The organism is Stenotrophomonas sp. YJH_SMC_4, from assembly GCF_059371575.1.
In genome coordinates, this window is record NZ_JCAFUR010000017.1 from 44,000 (window position 1) to 60,896 (window position 16,897).

Sequence of the window (16,897 nt, forward strand, 5' to 3'; positions counted from 1 at the left end):
CGAATCCCGGAACCATGCGCTTGCTCACGGATTGACCACGCGATTGATGACAACGTTGTCCCCACCTGGCGCCGGACTCTCTCCCCGGCCTCCCAGGTACCTCCGTCCGGCCCCACCCGTCGCCTTCCCGGGCGACGCCCGGACCTGCGTCACGCGCGGCGCCATCGGGGCCCGCGCGCCCTTTGATCGGAGACTTACCCATGTACGACCCGATTGTGCGCAGTGCCGAACGTGCGACCCGAAGCTGTCGTCCCCGCCGCCTGGCCTGGCTGCTTGCCGTGGCCGCCGGTGCCGCTGCCCTGCCCGGCCTGGCGCAGGCCGCCAGCTGTGCCGGCGTGGCCCAGTGGGACCAGGCCAAGATCTACCGGGCCGGCGATACCCTGCAGAAAGGAGGCGTCCTCTATCGGGCGAACCAGGACATCTGGAACGCACCGCCGGACCATCCGGCCGGTGCGCCCTACTACACCAACCTCGGCGCCTGTGATGGCGGCGGCGCCAACCAGCCGCCGGTGGTCAGCCTGACCTCGCCGGCCAACGGCGCCACCTTCAGCGCCGGCAGCACGGTCAACGTGACCGCCACCGCCAGTGATCCGGACGGCAGCGTCGCCAAGGTCGAGTTCTTCCGCGATGGCAGCACGCTGGGCGTGGCCACCAGTGCACCGTATGCGGCCAGCTGGACCAATGCCAGCGCCGGCAGCCACACGCTGCGCGCGGTAGCCACCGACAACAACAACGCCACCAGCAGCACCGCGACCATCACCATCACCGTCAACGCCGCCGGTGGCGATACCACCGCACCGAGCGTGCCGGGCGGACTGGCGGTCGGCACGCGTACCGCCAACAGCATCGCGCTCAGCTGGAGCCCGTCCACCGACAACACCGGTGGCAGCGGCGTGGCCGGCTATGACGTGTACCGCAACGGCAGCCTGGTCGGTTCACCATCCAGTGCCAGCTACGTCGATGGCGGCCTGACTGCATCGACCACCTACCGCTACCGTGTGCGTGCCCGCGACAACGCCGGCAACGCGTCCGCGCAGGGCACAGAGATCAGCGCCACCACGCTGGCCGGCGACGGCGGCACCACCGGCAAGCGGGTCATCGGCTACTTCACCCAGTGGGGCATCTACGGCCGCAACTACCGGGTCAAGAACATCGACAGCAGCGGTTCGGCCGCGCGCCTGACCCACATCAACTACGCCTTCGGCAACGTGCGCAACAACCGCTGCGAAGTGGGCGTCACCCAGCCGTCGGATCCGAACAGCGGTGCCGGTGGTGATGCCTTCGCCGACTACACCAAGGCCTTCAGTGCCGCCGAGAGTGTCAGCGGCAGCGCCGATACCTGGGACCAGCCGCTGCGCGGCAACTGGAACCAGCTCAAGCAGCTCAAGGCCAAGTACCCCGGCATGAAGGTGCTGATCTCGCTGGGTGGCTGGACCTGGTCGCGTGGCTTCTCCAGCGCGGCGCGCCCGGAAAACCGCCAGGCCTTCGTCGCCTCGTGCATCGATGCCTACATCAAGGGCAACCTGCCGGTAACCGACGGTGCCGGTGGTGCCGGTGCCGCGCTGGGCGTGTTCGACGGCATCGACATCGACTGGGAATACCCGGTGGCGTGCGGCATCGAATGCGGCAAGCCGGAAGACAACGCCAACTTCACCGCGCTGATGGCCGAGTTCCGCCGCCAGCTCGATGCAGTGCGTCCGGGCCTGCTGCTGACGGTGGCGGTGGGTGCCGGCATCGACAAGATCCGCGTCACCGACCCGGCCGCGTACCACCCGTACCTGGACTACATCAACGTGATGACCTACGACTTCCACGGCGCGTGGGATGCGAAGACCAATCACCAGTCGGCGCTGTTCGATTCGCCGAATGATCCGTCCACCGGCGACCAGAAGCTGTACAACAGCAACGACGCCATCGAGGCCTTCATCAGCCGTGGCGTGCCTGCCGCCAAGCTCAACCTGGGCATCGGCTACTACGGGCGTGGCTGGACCGGTGTGGCCAACGCCAACAACGGCCTGTACCAGACCGCGACCGGCGCTGCCCCGGGCACGTATGAAGCCGGCATCGAGGACTGGAAGGTGCTGAAGAACCTAGCGTGGCCGGGCTACACCGACAACACCGCCGGTGCCACCTGGATCTACAACGGCAGCACGCTGTGGAGCTTCGACACCCCGGCCAACATCACCCGCAAGATGGGTTACGTGAAGACCCAGGGCCTGGGCGGCGCGTTCGTCTGGGAGTTCAGTGGTGATGATGCGCAGGGCACGCTGACCAAGGCGGTCAGTGATGGCCTGAAGTAAGAAAAAAGCCGGGGATGCGACACGCATCCCCGGCTCTACAGGAAAAGGTCGGCGCCGATCAGCGCTTGGCCGACAGTTTTTCCAGCGCCGCGCGCAGCTGCGCCGGCGGCAGGTAGCCCCCCAGCTGGGTGCCGTCCGGCGCGAAGATCGCCGGCGTGCCGTTCACGCCCAGCTGCTGGCCCAGTGCGTACTGCATCGCCACCGGGTTGGTGCAGTTCTTTGCCGGCACGTTGCCACCGCGCTTGGCGTTGGTCAGTGCCTGGCGGCGATCGGCCGCACACCAGACCGAGATCATGTCGGTGTAGTCCTTGCTGCCGAGGCCCATGCGCGGGAATGCCAGATACTCGACGGAGATACCGTTGCGGTTGAGCTCGGCGATGTCCTGGTGCAGCTTGCGGCAATAGCCGCACTCGATGTCGGTGAACACGCTGATGGTGTACTTGGCATTCGGCGCGGCGAACACGATGCGGTCGCCATGGTTGGCCTTGGCCAGCAGATCGCGGCGGTAGCCGAGCAGGCCTTCGCTGTTGGCCGGGCCCTTGGCACGGGTGTCGTAAGGCTGCGACTGGAACAGGTAGCGACCGTCGTCGGACACGTACAGCAGCTGGCCGGAAACGACCACCTCGCGGAAGCCGGGGAACGGCGCGGCACCGATGTAGTCCACCTTGAAACCGGGGTTCAGGGCAGTCAACGCGGCGCGCACGGCCTGGTCGGCTGGCGCGTTGGCGGCCGGGCCGGGCTTGGCAGCAGCGGCAGGCGCCTTGGCGGCTGGCGGGGCCGGCTGGGCGCAGGCAGTCAGGCTGAGCGCACCGAACACGGCGGCGATGGCAAATCGGAGCATGGAGCAGTCCGCGACAGAAGAAGACCCCGGATTCTGACACAGCCACCGGCACCGGGCCGCGACGCCGCGCACCGCCCGGGGCCGGGGTTCAGGACACGGCTCAGCCGCGCGGATGATGCCGGGCGTGCAGTTTCTGCAGGTGCTCGCGCGCCACCAGGGTGTAGATCTGGGTGGTCGACAACGAGCTGTGGCCAAGCAGCATCTGCAGCGCGCGCAGGTCGGCACCGCGGTTGAGCAGATGGGTGGCGAAGCTGTGGCGCAGGCCGTGCGGGCTGATCCGCGCCGGGTCGATGCCGGCCACCTGCGCGTGGCGCTTGACCAGGTGCCAGAACGCCTGCCGGGTCAGCGCATGCAGCGTCGGCTCGACAAACAATGGGGTCTGCCCATCGGCCAGCGCCTGCACCTTGCCCTTGCCGACCAGCAGCGGGCGCGATGCCTGTAGATAGCGCTCCAGCCAGTGCTGCGATTCCTCACCCAGCGGCACCAGCCGTTCCTTGCTGCCCTTGCCGGTGACCCGCAGCACGCCCTGGCGCAGGTTGACCGCGGTGGCCGGCAGCAGCACCAGCTCGCTCACGCGCAGGCCGGCGGCGTACATCAACTCCAGCATGGCGCGGTCGCGCAGGCCCAGCGGGCTGTCGATATCCGGCGCTGCCAACAGCGCGTCGATCTGGCTTTCGGCCAGCGCCTTGGGCAGCAATCGTGGCAGCTTGGGTGGATCCAGCAGCGCGCTGGGGTCCTCGCCGCGTTCGCCACGGCGCACGCCATCGGCGAAGAACGCCCGCAGCGCCGACAGCAACCGCGCATTGCTGCGCGGCGACCAGCCATGACGGGTGCGCCAGGCCAGGTAGTCGAACAGCCCCGGGCGCTCGATGCCGGCCAGGCCACCATCGCGCCCATCCATCCAGCGCGCCAGCCCTTCCAGGTCGCGCCGGTAGCTGTCGAGGGTGGCGCGGGCGAGACCGTTCTCGGCCCAGATCGCATCGAGGAAGCGCTGGATGCGCATGCTGTCGTCGGCGCGCAGTTCAGGCAGTTGCTGGACCAGCTGGCGGCGTTCGGCGGGGGTGGAAACAAGGGCCATGCGTGCAGGATACGAGGGCCACTGCGGATGCGGCCAGCATTGCGTATGCTCGGCGCATGTCCCGCCCCGCCATTGATACGGCCCCTGCGGCCACTACCGAGCTGCCCCGCCCGCGTGCATTGCTGCTGTGGCGCGTGCTGGCGATGGTCTACGACGCGCTGCCGGTGCTGGCGCTGTGGATGTTGGCCGGCACCCTGTTCACCCTTGCCTACACCTTCAGCGGCCACGCCCAGCGCGAGAACATCGCACCGTTCAGCGCCTGGCAGTGGCTGCTGTGGGCGGTGTGCTGGCTGGTCACGGGGTGGTATGCCACGGCCAGCTGGCGCCGCGGCGGGCAGACGCTGGGCATGCGGCCGTGGCGCTTGAAGCTGGAATCGAGTGATGGCGCGCCGCTGCGACGCACGCAGCTTTGGCTGCGCTTCGTGGTGGGCACGCTGTCGCTGCTGCTGGGCGGCCTGGGATTCTGGTGGGCATGGGCTGACCGCCAGCGGCTGACCTGGCACGACCGCGCCAGCGGCACCCGCGTGGTGCGCATGCCCAAGCGCTGATGCGCATCCAGTAGCGTCGAGCCATCCTCGGCAGTTTCGCGATGCACTCGAGAGCCGAGCATGGGCTCGGCTCCACACGATCAACGCAGCGATCAGCCGGCTGGCGCCGGGTCCGGCAGGATCACCGCCGGCTGCGTCCAGAGGTCGAAGAAGGCGGACGCAAACGCATTGGCCTGCACATCATCGGCCACCGGCGACTGTCCGCTCAACTGCGCACGGGTCTTCACGAAGTCCTGCCACAGCTTCAGGCTGGCCTTCTTCAGGCGCCTCTGCTCCCCCGCGTCGGTGGCCGCCAGATAGCGCGCATAGAGGTCGCGCATCGGTTTGCCCTGAGCCTCATAGGCCGCCGGGAGCGCCGGCAGTTGGGCCGGGGTGAATGCCACCGATGCCGCCGGCACCTGGTAGCCGCCCGGCCCGAAGGCCACCTTCAGGTCTTCCCCGGCGTCCAGGTACTCGAAGAAGCCGGGCACGTTGTAGAGCTTGGTCCGGTAGTCGGACGAGGTTTCCGGGCTGTTGGACACCACCGTATCGGGCAGCTCCCCCATCAGCCCAACGTCCCAACGGCGCGGAATGAACAAACCGGTCGCCTTCACGTAGGGGCCCTCGATCTCCACGTCGTTCAGTTCGATCTTAGACGCCAGGCCACCGGAGTTGGTCTTGCTGGTGACGTACTGCTCGGTGACGATCACGTACTCGGCCATGGCCGGGTTGATCAGCCCACCGATCCCATCGGCGTAGACAACCATGCGTACGCTGCCGATCTTCTCGCTCTGCAGCCGGTACTGGCCCGGCTCCAGGACCAGGGGCATGGAGGTGTGCGGCGGCAGGGTATGCACCTGCTGGTCGACCGACAAGGTCAGCGGTGCATCCGTCGGGTTGTCGATCTCGAAGTCGACGGTGGAACGGCTGCAGCCGGCAGAAAGCAGCACGGCCGCGATGTACGGCAGAAAGCGTTGGAAGCTCATGTTCGTCCTTGAAGTGAAACGGAAACAGCCGGGCCTTGCCCGGCTCCCTGGGAATCAACCCGACTTGCGTCGGAACAGCAGTCCCGATATCGCCAGCATCACGATCGGCGGCAACGCATAGGCAATGCGGTAATCGAACTTCAACGCGCCGGCCATGCGGCCGAAGAACAGCTGCAGCAGCCAGAAGCCCAGCGCGAACAGGATGCCGAGGAACAGGCGCTTGCCCATGCCACCACTGCGCAGCGAGCCGAACGCGAACGGCACCGCCGCCAGGCACAGCGCCAGCACGTTCACCGGGTAGAACCAGCGGCTCCAGTACACATCCTCGTAGTCGCGCGCATCCAGACCGTTGCGCTCGCGGTATTCGATGCTGGTGCGCAGTTCGGCCACACTGAGGTTGCGCGGCTTGGCGATGCCGGTGGCCAGCGCGCCGGCGTCCAGCTTGGAGTTCCACGGCTCGCGCGCCACTTCCTCGCGCGTGGCCGAACGTTCACCAAAGGTATCGCGGCGCACGCCGGTCAGCACCCAGCCGTCACGGTCATGCTCGGCCGTATCCGCATGGGTCAGCGAGGCGATCCGACCATCCTCGGCGATGCGATACAGGCGCACGTCACGCAGGATCAGCCGCGTGCCCTTGTCGCCCACCAGCTGCTCTTCGCCACCGGCGGCGCTGAGGAAGGTATCGCCCTCGCGCGCCCACAAACCGGAATAGCGGGTGGTGGAGATGTCCCGCCCCCATTTGGCACTGGACTTCAGCGCATCGGCACGGTCCTGGCCCCAGGGGCCCAGCGTCTCGGCGCTGAGCACCATCACTGCGGTAAGCAACGACAGGGCGATGGCCACCGATACGCTCAGGCGCTTGCGCGACAGGCCCAGCGCACGCAGCGCGGTCAGCTCGGAGGTCGCGGCCAGCTGGCCCAGGCCCATCAGCGCACCGATCACCGCAGCCGTGGGGAACATGGTGTAGGCACGGCGTGGCACCGTATACAGCACCCAGGCGGCCGCATGCCCCAGGGTGTAGCCGTTCTTGCCGATGTCCTTGAACTCGCCGGAAAACGCCATCACCACGTCCAGGCCCACCAGCACGGCCCAGGTCAGCAGCACCGTGGTGAACACCGACTGGCCGAGATACAGGTCGAAACGCATCGGGCGCAGTCTCATGCGCGGGCTCCCTTCGGGCGGCCCAGGCGGCCATCACGTGCATACATCCAGATCGCCAGCGCCAGCAGCGGCAGGGTCAGCCACCACAGGCCAAGCGCAGGCGGAATCTTGCCGTTGGCGATCCAGCCACTGCCGATGAACATCAGGTTGGTGCCCACCATGTAGGCCATCAGCGCCAGCATCATCCGCCCGTAGCGCTGCTGGCGCGGCGAGCTGCGGCCCAGCGGCACGGTCAGCAGCGCAAACGCCAGCGCGATCAACGGCGGGGCAAGGCGGCGATGCAGCTGTGCCTGCGCCTCGGGCCGGTCATCGCCGAACAGCTGCGTGGTCGGCATCAGTTCCGGATCATCCCCGGTACGGGTCTGCGCACCGTCGGGCAGGGCCACATCGTTGCGGGCGAAGGTGGCCAGGCGGTAATCCAGCCCCCCGGCCACCGGTCCTTCCACCTGGTGGCCATCATCCAGCTCCAGGAAGCGCTGGCGGGCACCTTCGAAGAACATGCGCCCCCCTGCGGCGGACACCACTTCCAGGCGATCGTCCTTCTGCCGTTGCAGGAAGACCCGGCCCAGCTGGGTACCATCGGGCGAGATCGAGGACAGGTAGACCACGCCACCATTGGGCAGCTGGGTGAAGCGGCCCGGCTCCAGGCCCGCCATCAGCACGCTTCGATTGGCCTCGATGATCATCTGCTCGGCCACCCTGCCGGCCCACGGGCCCAGCCACAAGGAGCAGGCGCCAACCAGCGCCACCACCGGCACCACCAGCATCAGCAGCGGCCGCAGCAGGCGCCTGGGGCCAACGCCAATGGCAGTGATGACGGCCATTTCCGAGTCGCGGTAGAGACGGGCCACCGCCAGCAGCAGGCCCAGCATCAACGCCAGCGGCAGGATCAGTGGCAGGTAGGCGATGAACTGCAGGCCCAGCTGGGAGAACAGCAGCTTGGCCGGCAGGCGCCCGTCGGCGATGTTGCCGAGGATGTCCACCAGCACGCCGCCCACGCTGACCACCAGCAGGACGATCAGGGTAGCCAGGAAACTCTGGACGAAATCGCCCAGCAGGTATCGGTCGAGCTTCAGCATGGGGCGGTGGTTTAAACTCTGGGGTTCGTTCGCGGTGCCGCCCAGTCTACTGTCTGGGCGTAAACGGCCTGCGATTGTACGGACTCGCCAATGGAATCTGCTCAATGGCCCTCGAATTCACCCTGAACCACGTTGCTCCGGCCGCCGCCGCCGTTGATTGCCTGGTGGTCGGCGCGTATGCCGACCATACCCTGACCCCCGCCGCACAGGCCCTGGACGCCGCCAGCGGCGGCCGCCTGACCTCGCTGGCCCAGCGCGGCGACCTGTCCGGCAAGACCGGCGCCACCACCCTGCTGCACGACCTGCCGGGCGTGTCCGCCCCGCGCGTGCTGGTGGTCGGTCTCGGTGACGCCGCCCGCTTCGGTGTGCCGCAGTACCTGAAGGCCGTTGGCGACGCCGTGCGCGCGCTGAAGGCGGGCGCTACCCGCAGCGCACTGTTCACCCTGTCCGAAGTGGCCATCAAGGACCGCGACGCGGCCTGGGCGATCCGTCAGGCGGTGATCGCCGCCGATCACGCTGCCTACCGCTACACCGCCACTCTGGGCAAGAAGAAGGCCGACGACGCCGGCCTGGCCCAGCTGGCCATCGCCGGTGACGACGCCCAGGCCCTGGCCCAGGGCCAGGCCATCGCCGCCGGTGTCGAGTTCGCCCGCGAGCTGGGCAACCTGCCGCCGAACTACTGCACCCCGGCCTACCTGGCCGAGGTGGGCGTGAAGTTCGCCGGTGAGCATGACGGTGCCGAGGCCGAGATTCTCGATGAGCACCAGATGGAAGCGCTGGGCATGGGTTCGCTGCTGGCCGTGGCCCGTGGTTCGGCCAACCGCCCGCGCCTGGTGGTGCTGAAGTGGACCGGCGGCGGCGACGCCAAGCCGTACGTGCTGGTCGGCAAGGGCATCACCTTCGATACCGGTGGCGTCAACCTGAAGACCCAGGGCGGCATCGAAGAGATGAAGTACGACATGTGCGGTGGCGCCAACGTCATCGGCACCTTCGTCGCCGCGGTCAAGGCCAAGCTGCCGCTGAACCTGGTGGTGGTGGTGCCGGCGGTGGAAAACGCCATCGACGGCAACGCCTACCGCCCGTCCGACGTGATCACCGCGATGTCGGGCAAGACCATCGAGGTGGGCAACACCGACGCCGAAGGCCGCCTGATCCTGTGCGATGCGCTGACCTATGCGCAGCGCTTCGAACCGGCCGCGCTGGTCGACGTCGCCACCCTGACCGGTGCCTGCATGGTCGCCCTGGGCCACCAGACCGCCGGCCTGATGAGCAAGCACGACGACCTGGCCAATGAACTGCTGGCCGCCGGCGAGCATGTGTTCGACCGCGCCTGGCGCCTGCCGTTGTGGGACGAGTACCAGCCGATGCTGGATTCGACCTTCGCCGACGTCTACAACATCGGCGGCCGCTGGGCCGGCGCGATCACCGCGGGCTGCTTCCTGTCGCGCTTCACCGAAGGCCAGCGCTGGGCCCATCTGGACATCGCCGGCGTGGCCAGCGATGAAGGCAAGCGTGGCATGGCCACCGGCCGCCCGGTCGGCCTGCTGAGCCAGTGGCTGCTGGACCAGGCCGCCCGCGCCTGATGCCGTACCCGACCCTGGCCGGCCCCCGCTGGCCAGGGCCTCGCCCGGCACCGCCGGGCCCCTGCCTGACCCGGATCCTGCCATGCCCCGCGCCGACTTCTACCTGATCGCCAAGCCCCGCTTCCTGACCGAGCCGCTGCGCCTGGTCTGCGAACTGGCGCGCAAGGCCAACGACGCCGGGTTGTTCACCCTGGTGCTGGCCCGCGACCAGGCCCAGGCCGAGGAGCTGGACGAGCTGCTGTGGGCGTTCGACAACGATGCCTACATCCCGCACCAGATCGCTGGCGAAGACATGGACGAGGAAGAGGCCCTGGTGCTGATCGCCGTACCCGGCACCGACGCGCCGGCACGCCCGCTGGTGATCAACCTGCGCGATGAACCCTGGCTGGGCCAGTGCGAACGCGTGCTGGAAGTGGTCCCGGCCGATCCGGAAGCGCGCGAACCGCTGCGCGAACGCTGGCGCCAGTACAAGGCCGCCGGTTACGAGCTGAACAAGCACGACATGTAAGCGCGCCCCGGCCCCCTTGATGGGCCGCCGCCGCGCCCTGATCCTTCAACGATTACCTCCTGGTTCCCCCGCATGACCCAACTCGCCTCCAGCTACGACCCGAAGTCCTTCGAGACCGACCTCTACGAGGCCTGGGAGAAGGCCGGCCACTTCAAGCCGTCCGGCACGGGCGAGCCGTACACCATCCTGCTGCCGCCGCCGAACGTGACCGGCACGCTGCACATGGGCCATGCGTTCCAGCAGACCCTGATGGACGCGCTGGTGCGCTACCACCGCATGCGCGGCTACGACACGCTGTGGCAGGTCGGTACCGACCACGCCGGCATCGCCACCGAAATGGTGGTCAGCCGCAACCTGGCGCTGGAAGGCAAGGGCGAGACCCGTGATTCGCTGGGCCGCGAAGGCTTCATCGGCAAGGTCTGGGAGTGGAAGCAGCAGTCCGGCGATACCATCGAGCGCCAGATGCGCCGCCTCGGCACCTCCGCCGACTGGTCGCGCAGCACCTTCACCATGGACCCGCAGCCGTCGGCGGCAGTCAACGAAGCCTTCGTGCGCTGGTACGAGCAGGGCCTGATCTACCGCGGCCAGCGCCTGGTCAACTGGGACCCGGTGCTGAAGACCGCCATTTCCGACCTGGAAGTGGAGAGCGCCGAGGAAGACGGCTTCCTGTGGTCGATCGCCTACACGCTGGATGAGGGCCTGAGCTACGAGCACGTCGAGCGCGATGCCGACGGCGTGGAAACCCTGCGCGAAACCCGCGACTACCTGGTGGTCGCCACCACCCGCCCGGAAACCCTGCTGGGCGATACCGCGGTGATGGTGCACCCGGAAGACAAGCGCTACGCGCACCTGATCGGCAAGAGCGTGGTGCTGCCGCTGACCGGCCGCCGCGTGCCGGTGATCGCCGACGACTACGTGGACCGCGCGTTCGGCACCGGCGTGGTCAAGGTCACCCCAGCGCATGATTTCAACGACTACGAAGTGGGCGTGCGCCACAGCCTGCCGATGATCAACCTGTTCACCCCGGTGGCAGCGCTGAACGAAAACGCGCCGGAGCGTTTCCAGGGTCTGGACCGCTACGCCGCGCGCAAGGCCGTGCTGGCCGAACTGGAAGACCTGGGCATCCTTGTCGAGACCAAGGCGCACAAGCTGCAGGTGCCGCGCGGTGACCGCACCGGCCAGGTGATCGAGCCGTACCTGACCGACCAGTGGTTCGTGAAGATGGACGACCTGGCCAAGCGCGGCCTGGAACTGGTCGAGAATGGAAGCATTTCCTTCGTGCCGCCGAACTGGATCAACACTTACCGCCACTGGATGAACAACATCCAGGACTGGTGCATCAGTCGCCAGCTGTGGTGGGGCCACCGCATTCCGGCGTGGTTCGACGAAGCCACCGGCAGCTGCTACGTCGGTCGCAGCGAAGAGGAAGTGCGGGCGAAGCACAACCTGGGCAGCGACGTGGTGCTGAACCAGGAAAGCGACGTGCTGGAGACCTGGTTCTCCTCGCAGCTGTGGCCGTTCTCCACCCTGGGCTGGCCCAACGAGCAGGCCATGGCCGAGCGCGGCTTCGACCGCTACCTGCCGTCGTCGGTGCTGATCACCGGCTTCGACATCATCTTCTTCTGGGTGGCGCGCATGATCATGGCCACCGACAACCTGGTCGGGAAGATCCCGTTCAAGGACGTCTACTTCACCGGCCTGATCCGCGACGGCCAGGGCCAGAAGATGTCCAAGAGCAAGGGCAACGTGCTCGACCCGCTGGACATCATCGACGGCATCACCATCGACGACCTGGTCGCCAAGCGCACCGGCGGTCTGATGCAGCCGAAGATGGTTGAGAAGATCGAGAAGGCCACCCGCAAGGAATTCCCGGACGGCATCGCCGCCCACGGTGCCGATGCGCTGCGCTTCACCATCGCCGCGCTGGCCACCCACGGCCGCGACATCAAGTTCGACATGAACCGCGCCGAGGGCTACAAGAACTTCTGCAACAAGCTGTGGAACGCCAGCCGCTTCGCGCTGATGAACACTGAGGGCGCGGCGTTCACCGGCGTGCCCAAGCCACGCACAGATGCCGAGCGCTGGATCCTCGCGCGGCTGGCGGCCACCACCGCCGAAGCGCAGGGCCACTTCGCCGCCTACCGCTTCGACCTGCTGGCGCAGTGCCTGTACGAGTTCGCATGGAACGCGTTCTGCGACTGGTTCCTGGAACTGAGCAAGCCGGCGCTGAACGGTGCCGACGCCGCCGATGCCGAAAGCACCCGCCACACCCTGCTGTACGTGCTGGAAGCGCTGCTGCGCCTGCTGCACCCGCTGACCCCGTTCATCACCGAACAGCTGTGGCAGCAGCTGGCCCCACGCCTGGGCCTGGCCGAAACCACGCTGTCGCTGCGCCCGTATCCGACCGCCGCCGAGTTCGAAGGCGATTTCGCCCAGGCCGAGGCCGACGTGGAATGGCTGAAGGCGGTGATCAGCGCGGTGCGTCGCGTGCGCAGCGAACTGAACGTCGCCCCGTCCAAGCTGGTGCCGCTGCGCCTGCAGGCCGGCCTGGAACAGGACCGCGTGCGCATCGAACGCTTCAGTGCCTCGCTGTCGTTCCTGCTGAAGCTGGACAGCATCCAGTGGCTGGCCGAAGGCGAAAGCGCACCGCCAGCCGCCGCCGCGATCGTCGGTGAACTGAAGCTGCTGGTGCCGCTGGAAGGCCTGGTCGATCTCGATGCCGAGCGTGTGCGCCTGGACAAGGAAATCGCCCGCGTCGAAGCAGAGAAGGAAAAGAGCGAGGCCAAGCTGGCCAAGTTCACCGACAAGGTGCCGCCGGCCGTGGTCGAGCAGGAACGCGTGCGACTGGCCGACTGGAACACCCAGCTGGCCGGCCTGCGCGAGCAGCGCGCGAAGCTGTAACGCCGCGCTCTGCTGCGTGCCAACCAAGGTTGGCACCTACCCTGCCTCGCTCTGGTGGGTGCAGACCTTGGTCCGCACTGAGCGATGTGCCAACCAAGGTTGGCACCCACCAGACCCGGAACATTTCCCCGGCATGGCATCATCGCCCGATGCCTCTTTCCATCTTCCTGCTGGTCCTCGCGGCTGCGGCCCTGCACGCCAGCTGGAATGCAATCGTCAAACGCGGGCCGGACAAGTTCCTCGGCACCGTGCTGGTCACCGGCAGCGCCGCGCTGCTGTCGGCGGCCGCCCTGCCCTTCCTACCGTTCCCGGCCGCGCACAGCTGGCCCTGGCTGGCTGCATCCGTGCTGCTGCAGGTGACCTACTACGGCCTGGTAGCACGCTGCTACCAGCAGGTCGACATGAGCCTGGCCTATCCGCTGATGCGTGGCAGCGCGCCGATCCTGGTTGCGCTGGCCGGCACCCTGCTGGGCGAGCAACTGCCACCTGCCGCGTGGCTGGGCGTGGTGCTGGTGAGCACCGGCATCCTGTGCATGGCACTGGGCGCACGTGGCGGGCAACTGCGCCTGCCACTGCTGACCGCGGCAATGATCGCCACCTACACCCTGGTCGATGCGCAGGGCGCGCGACAGTCCGGCAGCGCGCTCAGTTACACGCTGTGGCTGTTCCTGCTGTCGGGCATTCCACTGCCCCTGTGGGCGCTGTACACCCGGCGCGGCGCGGTGTTGGCCTATGCGCGCCAGCACTGGCCCCTGGGCCTCGCCGGTGGTGTCGGCACCACGGCGTCCTATGCGATGGCCTTGTGGGCGATGACCCAGGTCCCCGTCGCGATGGTCTCAGCGCTGCGTGAATCATCGATCCTGTTCGCGCTGTTGATCTCGGTGTTCCTGCTGCGCGAGCGGATCCCGCGTGCGCGCTGGCTGGCAGCGGCGCTGATCGTCGGCGGTGTGTTGGCACTGCGGCTGGCGTGAGAAAAGCGTGCCAACCAAGGTTGGCACCTACCACGGCAGGTGACGTGTCGATGACAGCGGAGATCCACCGGTAGTGCCGGCCGCTGGCCGGCAACCCTTCTCCGTTACAGCGGCGGCATCGTCTGCAGGTCGCCGTCGACCAGTTCGATCGCCATCACCACCGCGTCTTCGCGGCCCTGTGCGGCCGGGTAGTAACGTGGACGGCGGCCGATCTCGTTGAAACCTTCGCTGTGGTACAGGGCCAGCGCAGGTGTATTGGACGGACGCACTTCCAGGAACACGCGGTGCGCACCCCGGTTGCCCGCCAGCTGCACCAGTGCGCGCAGCAGTTGACGACCCAGCCCACGCGACTGCGCCAGCGGATCGATGCAGATGTTCAATACATGTGCCTCATCGGCGGCAATGCTGAGCACGCCGTAGCCGATCAGCTGGCCATCGCGCTCCATCGCCAAGCCGGGATAACCGGCACGCAGGCAATCAACGAAGATGCCGCGGGTCCAGGGGAACGGATAGCCACGCACTTCGATCGCCATCACCGCATTGAGGTCGCTCTCGCGCAGTGCGCGCAGGCTGACCGGACCGGGCTGGCTGACCGCGCTCATGCGCCGCCCCGCTTGCGCAGGGCCCGCAGCTGCGGCCACAGCGCGCGCTTGGCCGCCGGGTCCTGGCGCAGTTGATCCAGCGGCCAGCTGTCCATCAGCGCCTGCGTGGCCGGATCGTTGGGATTGCAGCCGGAGGCACGCAGCAACGCGATCTGCAGGCGATCCGGCAGCCGCACCACCGGTTGCCGGGCATTGACACCCGGCAGCGGGCGGGCAGCGGCGGGCGCGGTGTCCGGTGCGCTGACCGGGGTCTCGCGACGCGTAGGCACCGGGCGTTCCTGGCGGGAACCCGGTGTGGCTTCAACCGGAGGCTCGCGCGCGGGTGCGATTGGTGCCCGCACCTGCTCCACCGCTGGCGCGGCAGCCGCATCGGCTTCGGCCACGCTCAACTGCAGCGCGGCATCCAGCTCCGCGGCCAACTGACCGTCGTGATAGACGGTGTAGCCCATGGCCTGCAGCCAGGCCTGCTGGGCCGGTGACCACAGCACGGGCAGTTCCTGGCTCACGCGGCCTCGGGCTTCTTGCGCAGGCGCTGCACGGCCCACATCACCGGGCCGGACAAGGCGTACAGGATGCCGACCGCGAACAGCACGCGCGGCAGATCAATGACCGCGATGGCGATGGCAACCGGCACCAGGGCCAGCACCAGGAACGGCACGCGGTCGGAACGGGTGCCCTTGGCGCCGCCACCCTTGAAGCTCCAGAAGCGGATACGGCTGACCATCAACAGCGCCGCGACGATCGTCACCGCCAGCGCCACGTAGCGCAGCTGGTTGCCGTCCCAGCCCAGGTTGCCATCGGCGAAGGCCCAGACGAAGGACATCATCAGCCCGGCCGCGGCCGGGCTGGCCAGGCCGACGAACCAGCGCTTGTCGACCACCGCGACCTGGGTGTTGAAGCGGGCCAGGCGCAGCGCCGCGCAGGCGGCATACAGGAAGGCCACGGCCCAGCCGACGCGGCCGAGCAGCGGGTCATCGAACTTCAGCCACGACAGGGACCAGTGGTACATCACCAGCGCCGGGGCCATGCCGAAGCTGACCAGGTCGGCCAGCGAGTCGTACTGGACGCCGAACTCGCTACTGGTACCGGTCAGGCGCGCCACGCGCCCGTCCAGGCCATCCATCACCGCCGCCACGAACACGGCGATGCTGGCATTGACGAAATCCCCGTTGGCCGCGGCGATGATCGCGTAGAAGCCGGCGAACAGGCCGGCGGTGGTGAACAGGTTGGGCAGCAGGTAAATCGTGCGCGAACGCGGCGGCGGTGTGATCGGGTCCATGGAATCCAGTTTAATCGACTTGCCAGTGCTCGGCGCCAATGCTGCAATCGGCGTTCTACGCCCATTCTGCGGAGTTTGCCATGCGTGCCCTGTCCTGCCTTGGATGCCTGCTGCTGTTGGCCAGTGCCAACGCCGTGGCCGGCCCGGTCTATAAATGGAAGGACGCCCATGGCGTGACCCAGTATTCGGAGACCCCGCCGGCGGGCAAGAAGTTCGAGACCCGCGAACAGGCCCGCACCCCGCAAGCCGCGGCCAGCGCCGAGACCCCGGCCGCGCCGGTGCCGGAGCAGTGCAGCACCGCCCGTGCCAACCTGGCCCTGCTGGAAGGCTCCGGCCAGGTGATGCAGGACACCAATGGCGACGGGAAGGCCGATACCGCGTTGACCGCGGAACAGCGCAGCGCGCAGAAAGGATTGGCTGAAGCGGCCATCAAGGCGTACTGCCCGGCGGAGTGAGGGTATCGGCAGGGCTTGCAGCCCTGCACCTGCTTCAAGCAACGGCAACGTCAAATGCCAAAGCGGCTCTGGTTTTCTACTGGTTTGGCGGAGCGGTGTGGGCTGGCAGGACACGCCGTAAACCCCCCTTCCGGGGTCCGGCCCAGCCGCTGGCGGCTGTGCGTTCGGGCGCTTGCGAAGCAGTGCTTCGCAAGCAAAGCGCCCTCACCCCTGGGGGCTCGATGGCGCCATCCATGGCGCCAACGGTCCTGCCAACCCACACCGCCCCACCCCCGACAGGTTCCTGGTGACGGTGGTAGATCCACGCCATGCGTGGATGAAATCTGTCAGATCTCGACATTGAATCCGGGGTCAGATCCGTTTTCCTGCGGAAAACGGATCTGACCCCCCGGAGCCATTCCGATAGCTCGCAGGAAACTGTCGAAGGCGGGTTGGGTCCGGTTGCGGGAGTGTCCGCGGCATGGATGCCGCGGCCAAGCCCCCAGGGTGAAGTGACCCCCGAGACTTGGACGGGGTCAGGCGGCCGATTGGGCCCGCTCCCGGTACTCTACCGGGCTCAGACCTTTCAGTTTCAGTTTGATGCGCTCCTGGTTGTAGTACTGGATGTATTCCACCAGCCCAGCCTC

Annotated in this window: 16 protein-coding genes; 7 read left to right on the forward strand and 9 right to left on the reverse strand. The window is 67.7% G+C overall.

What is annotated here, in order from left to right:
• Window positions 1-200 precede the first annotated feature (200 nt).
• Window positions 201-2,300: a glycosyl hydrolase family 18 protein gene (locus AC5P9F_RS17355; RefSeq protein WP_115875597.1), complete on the forward strand. Its 2,100-nt coding sequence runs from the start codon at window positions 201-203 to the stop codon at window positions 2,298-2,300.
• Between the two features lie 58 nt (window positions 2,301-2,358).
• Here AC5P9F_RS17355 and AC5P9F_RS17360 read toward each other — a convergent pair whose 3' ends face one another.
• Window positions 2,359-3,141, reverse strand: coding sequence for a DsbC family protein (locus AC5P9F_RS17360; RefSeq protein WP_005408019.1), 783 nt, complete (start codon window positions 3,139-3,141; stop codon window positions 2,359-2,361).
• A 100-nt stretch (window positions 3,142-3,241) separates the two neighbouring features.
• The gene (gene xerD / locus AC5P9F_RS17365) at window positions 3,242-4,219 is read right to left on the reverse strand and encodes a site-specific tyrosine recombinase XerD (RefSeq protein ID WP_024958537.1); all 978 of its coding nucleotides are present in this window, start codon (window positions 4,217-4,219) and stop codon (window positions 3,242-3,244) included.
• 56 nt (window positions 4,220-4,275) lie between these two features.
• On the opposite strand from xerD, the gene AC5P9F_RS17370 reads away from it, so the two are divergent.
• Window positions 4,276-4,767 (forward strand): RDD family protein, encoded by a 492-nt coding sequence (locus AC5P9F_RS17370; protein ID WP_032966420.1) that lies wholly within the window; start codon window positions 4,276-4,278, stop codon window positions 4,765-4,767.
• Between the two features lie 92 nt (window positions 4,768-4,859).
• On the opposite strand, the gene AC5P9F_RS17375 is transcribed toward AC5P9F_RS17370, so the two are convergent.
• Genes AC5P9F_RS17375 through lptF form a run of 3 tightly spaced genes read right to left on the reverse strand, consistent with a single transcriptional unit; the run spans window position 4,860 to window position 7,972 of the window.
• Window positions 4,860-5,732, reverse strand: coding sequence for a hypothetical protein (locus AC5P9F_RS17375; RefSeq protein ID WP_060380336.1), 873 nt, complete (start codon window positions 5,730-5,732; stop codon window positions 4,860-4,862).
• A 54-nt stretch (window positions 5,733-5,786) separates the two neighbouring features.
• Window positions 5,787-6,893: an LPS export ABC transporter permease LptG gene (gene lptG, locus AC5P9F_RS17380; protein ID WP_005408015.1), complete on the reverse strand. Its 1,107-nt coding sequence runs from the start codon at window positions 6,891-6,893 to the stop codon at window positions 5,787-5,789.
• Window positions 6,890-7,972 (reverse strand): LPS export ABC transporter permease LptF, encoded by a 1,083-nt coding sequence (gene lptF, locus AC5P9F_RS17385; protein ID WP_012479104.1) that lies wholly within the window; start codon window positions 7,970-7,972, stop codon window positions 6,890-6,892. The genes lptG and lptF overlap by 4 nt, the downstream gene beginning before the upstream one ends.
• Window positions 7,973-8,076: 104 nt before the next feature.
• Between lptF and AC5P9F_RS17390 the strand changes: the two genes are divergently transcribed.
• From AC5P9F_RS17390 to AC5P9F_RS17405, 4 genes are all read left to right on the forward strand, one after another.
• Window positions 8,077-9,555, forward strand: coding sequence for a leucyl aminopeptidase (locus AC5P9F_RS17390; protein WP_274850039.1), 1,479 nt, complete (start codon window positions 8,077-8,079; stop codon window positions 9,553-9,555).
• An 82-nt stretch (window positions 9,556-9,637) separates the two neighbouring features.
• A complete protein-coding gene (locus AC5P9F_RS17395; RefSeq protein ID WP_005408012.1) occupies window positions 9,638-10,063 on the forward strand; it encodes a DNA polymerase III subunit chi in 426 nt (141 codons plus the stop codon).
• 72 nt (window positions 10,064-10,135) lie between these two features.
• A complete protein-coding gene (locus AC5P9F_RS17400; protein WP_099484614.1) occupies window positions 10,136-12,964 on the forward strand; it encodes a valine--tRNA ligase in 2,829 nt (942 codons plus the stop codon).
• Between the two features lie 149 nt (window positions 12,965-13,113).
• Window positions 13,114-13,935 carry an EamA family transporter gene (locus AC5P9F_RS17405; protein ID WP_099474660.1) on the forward strand — a complete coding sequence of 274 codons (822 nt, stop codon included), beginning with the start codon at window positions 13,114-13,116 and terminating at the stop codon, window positions 13,933-13,935.
• Between the two features lie 104 nt (window positions 13,936-14,039).
• On the opposite strand, the gene rimI is transcribed toward AC5P9F_RS17405, so the two are convergent.
• From rimI to pssA, 3 genes are read right to left on the reverse strand one after another with little or no spacing between them, the layout of a single operon-like run.
• The gene (gene rimI, locus AC5P9F_RS17410; protein ID WP_099474662.1) at window positions 14,040-14,537 is read right to left on the reverse strand and encodes a ribosomal protein S18-alanine N-acetyltransferase; all 498 of its coding nucleotides are present in this window, start codon (window positions 14,535-14,537) and stop codon (window positions 14,040-14,042) included.
• The gene (locus tag AC5P9F_RS17415) at window positions 14,534-15,043 is read right to left on the reverse strand and encodes a hypothetical protein (RefSeq protein WP_164225706.1); all 510 of its coding nucleotides are present in this window, start codon (window positions 15,041-15,043) and stop codon (window positions 14,534-14,536) included. Before AC5P9F_RS17415 ends, rimI begins: the two co-directional genes overlap by 4 nt.
• Entirely contained in the window at window positions 15,040-15,816 is a 777-nt protein-coding gene (gene pssA / locus AC5P9F_RS17420) for a CDP-diacylglycerol--serine O-phosphatidyltransferase (RefSeq protein ID WP_005408007.1), read from the reverse strand. The genes AC5P9F_RS17415 and pssA overlap by 4 nt, the downstream gene beginning before the upstream one ends.
• Before the next feature lie 80 nt (window positions 15,817-15,896).
• Here pssA and AC5P9F_RS17425 point away from each other — a divergent pair, with 80 nt between their 5' ends.
• The gene (locus AC5P9F_RS17425) at window positions 15,897-16,271 is read left to right on the forward strand and encodes a DUF4124 domain-containing protein (protein ID WP_005408006.1); all 375 of its coding nucleotides are present in this window, start codon (window positions 15,897-15,899) and stop codon (window positions 16,269-16,271) included.
• Window positions 16,272-16,786: 515 nt separating this feature from the next.
• Here AC5P9F_RS17425 and AC5P9F_RS17430 read toward each other — a convergent pair.
• Window positions 16,787-16,897, reverse strand: a 111-nt coding sequence (locus tag AC5P9F_RS17430; protein WP_495201421.1) for an IS3 family transposase, incomplete at its 5' end; no start/stop codon positions are given.

What these genes read in the sequence shown, in the direction of transcription:
- AC5P9F_RS17355 (WP_115875597.1), top strand. Translation starts at nt 201, where the DNA reads ATGTACGACCCGATTGTGCGCAGTGCCGAACGTGCGACCCGAAGCTGT.
- AC5P9F_RS17360 (WP_005408019.1), bottom strand. Translation starts at nt 3,141, where the DNA reads ATGCTCCGATTTGCCATCGCCGCCGTGTTCGGTGCGCTCAGCCTGACT.
- xerD (WP_024958537.1), bottom strand. Translation starts at nt 4,219, where the DNA reads ATGGCCCTTGTTTCCACCCCCGCCGAACGCCGCCAGCTGGTCCAGCAA.
- AC5P9F_RS17370 (WP_032966420.1), top strand. Translation starts at nt 4,276, where the DNA reads ATGTCCCGCCCCGCCATTGATACGGCCCCTGCGGCCACTACCGAGCTG.
- AC5P9F_RS17375 (WP_060380336.1), bottom strand. Translation starts at nt 5,732, where the DNA reads ATGAGCTTCCAACGCTTTCTGCCGTACATCGCGGCCGTGCTGCTTTCT.
- lptG (WP_005408015.1), bottom strand. Translation starts at nt 6,893, where the DNA reads ATGAGACTGCGCCCGATGCGTTTCGACCTGTATCTCGGCCAGTCGGTG.
- lptF (WP_012479104.1), bottom strand. Translation starts at nt 7,972, where the DNA reads ATGCTGAAGCTCGACCGATACCTGCTGGGCGATTTCGTCCAGAGTTTC.
- AC5P9F_RS17390 (WP_274850039.1), top strand. Translation starts at nt 8,077, where the DNA reads ATGGCCCTCGAATTCACCCTGAACCACGTTGCTCCGGCCGCCGCCGCC.
- AC5P9F_RS17395 (WP_005408012.1), top strand. Translation starts at nt 9,638, where the DNA reads ATGCCCCGCGCCGACTTCTACCTGATCGCCAAGCCCCGCTTCCTGACC.
- AC5P9F_RS17400 (WP_099484614.1), top strand. Translation starts at nt 10,136, where the DNA reads ATGACCCAACTCGCCTCCAGCTACGACCCGAAGTCCTTCGAGACCGAC.
- AC5P9F_RS17405 (WP_099474660.1), top strand. Translation starts at nt 13,114, where the DNA reads ATGCCTCTTTCCATCTTCCTGCTGGTCCTCGCGGCTGCGGCCCTGCAC.
- rimI (WP_099474662.1), bottom strand. Translation starts at nt 14,537, where the DNA reads ATGAGCGCGGTCAGCCAGCCCGGTCCGGTCAGCCTGCGCGCACTGCGC.
- pssA (WP_005408007.1), bottom strand. Translation starts at nt 15,816, where the DNA reads ATGGACCCGATCACACCGCCGCCGCGTTCGCGCACGATTTACCTGCTG.
- AC5P9F_RS17425 (WP_005408006.1), top strand. Translation starts at nt 15,897, where the DNA reads ATGCGTGCCCTGTCCTGCCTTGGATGCCTGCTGCTGTTGGCCAGTGCC.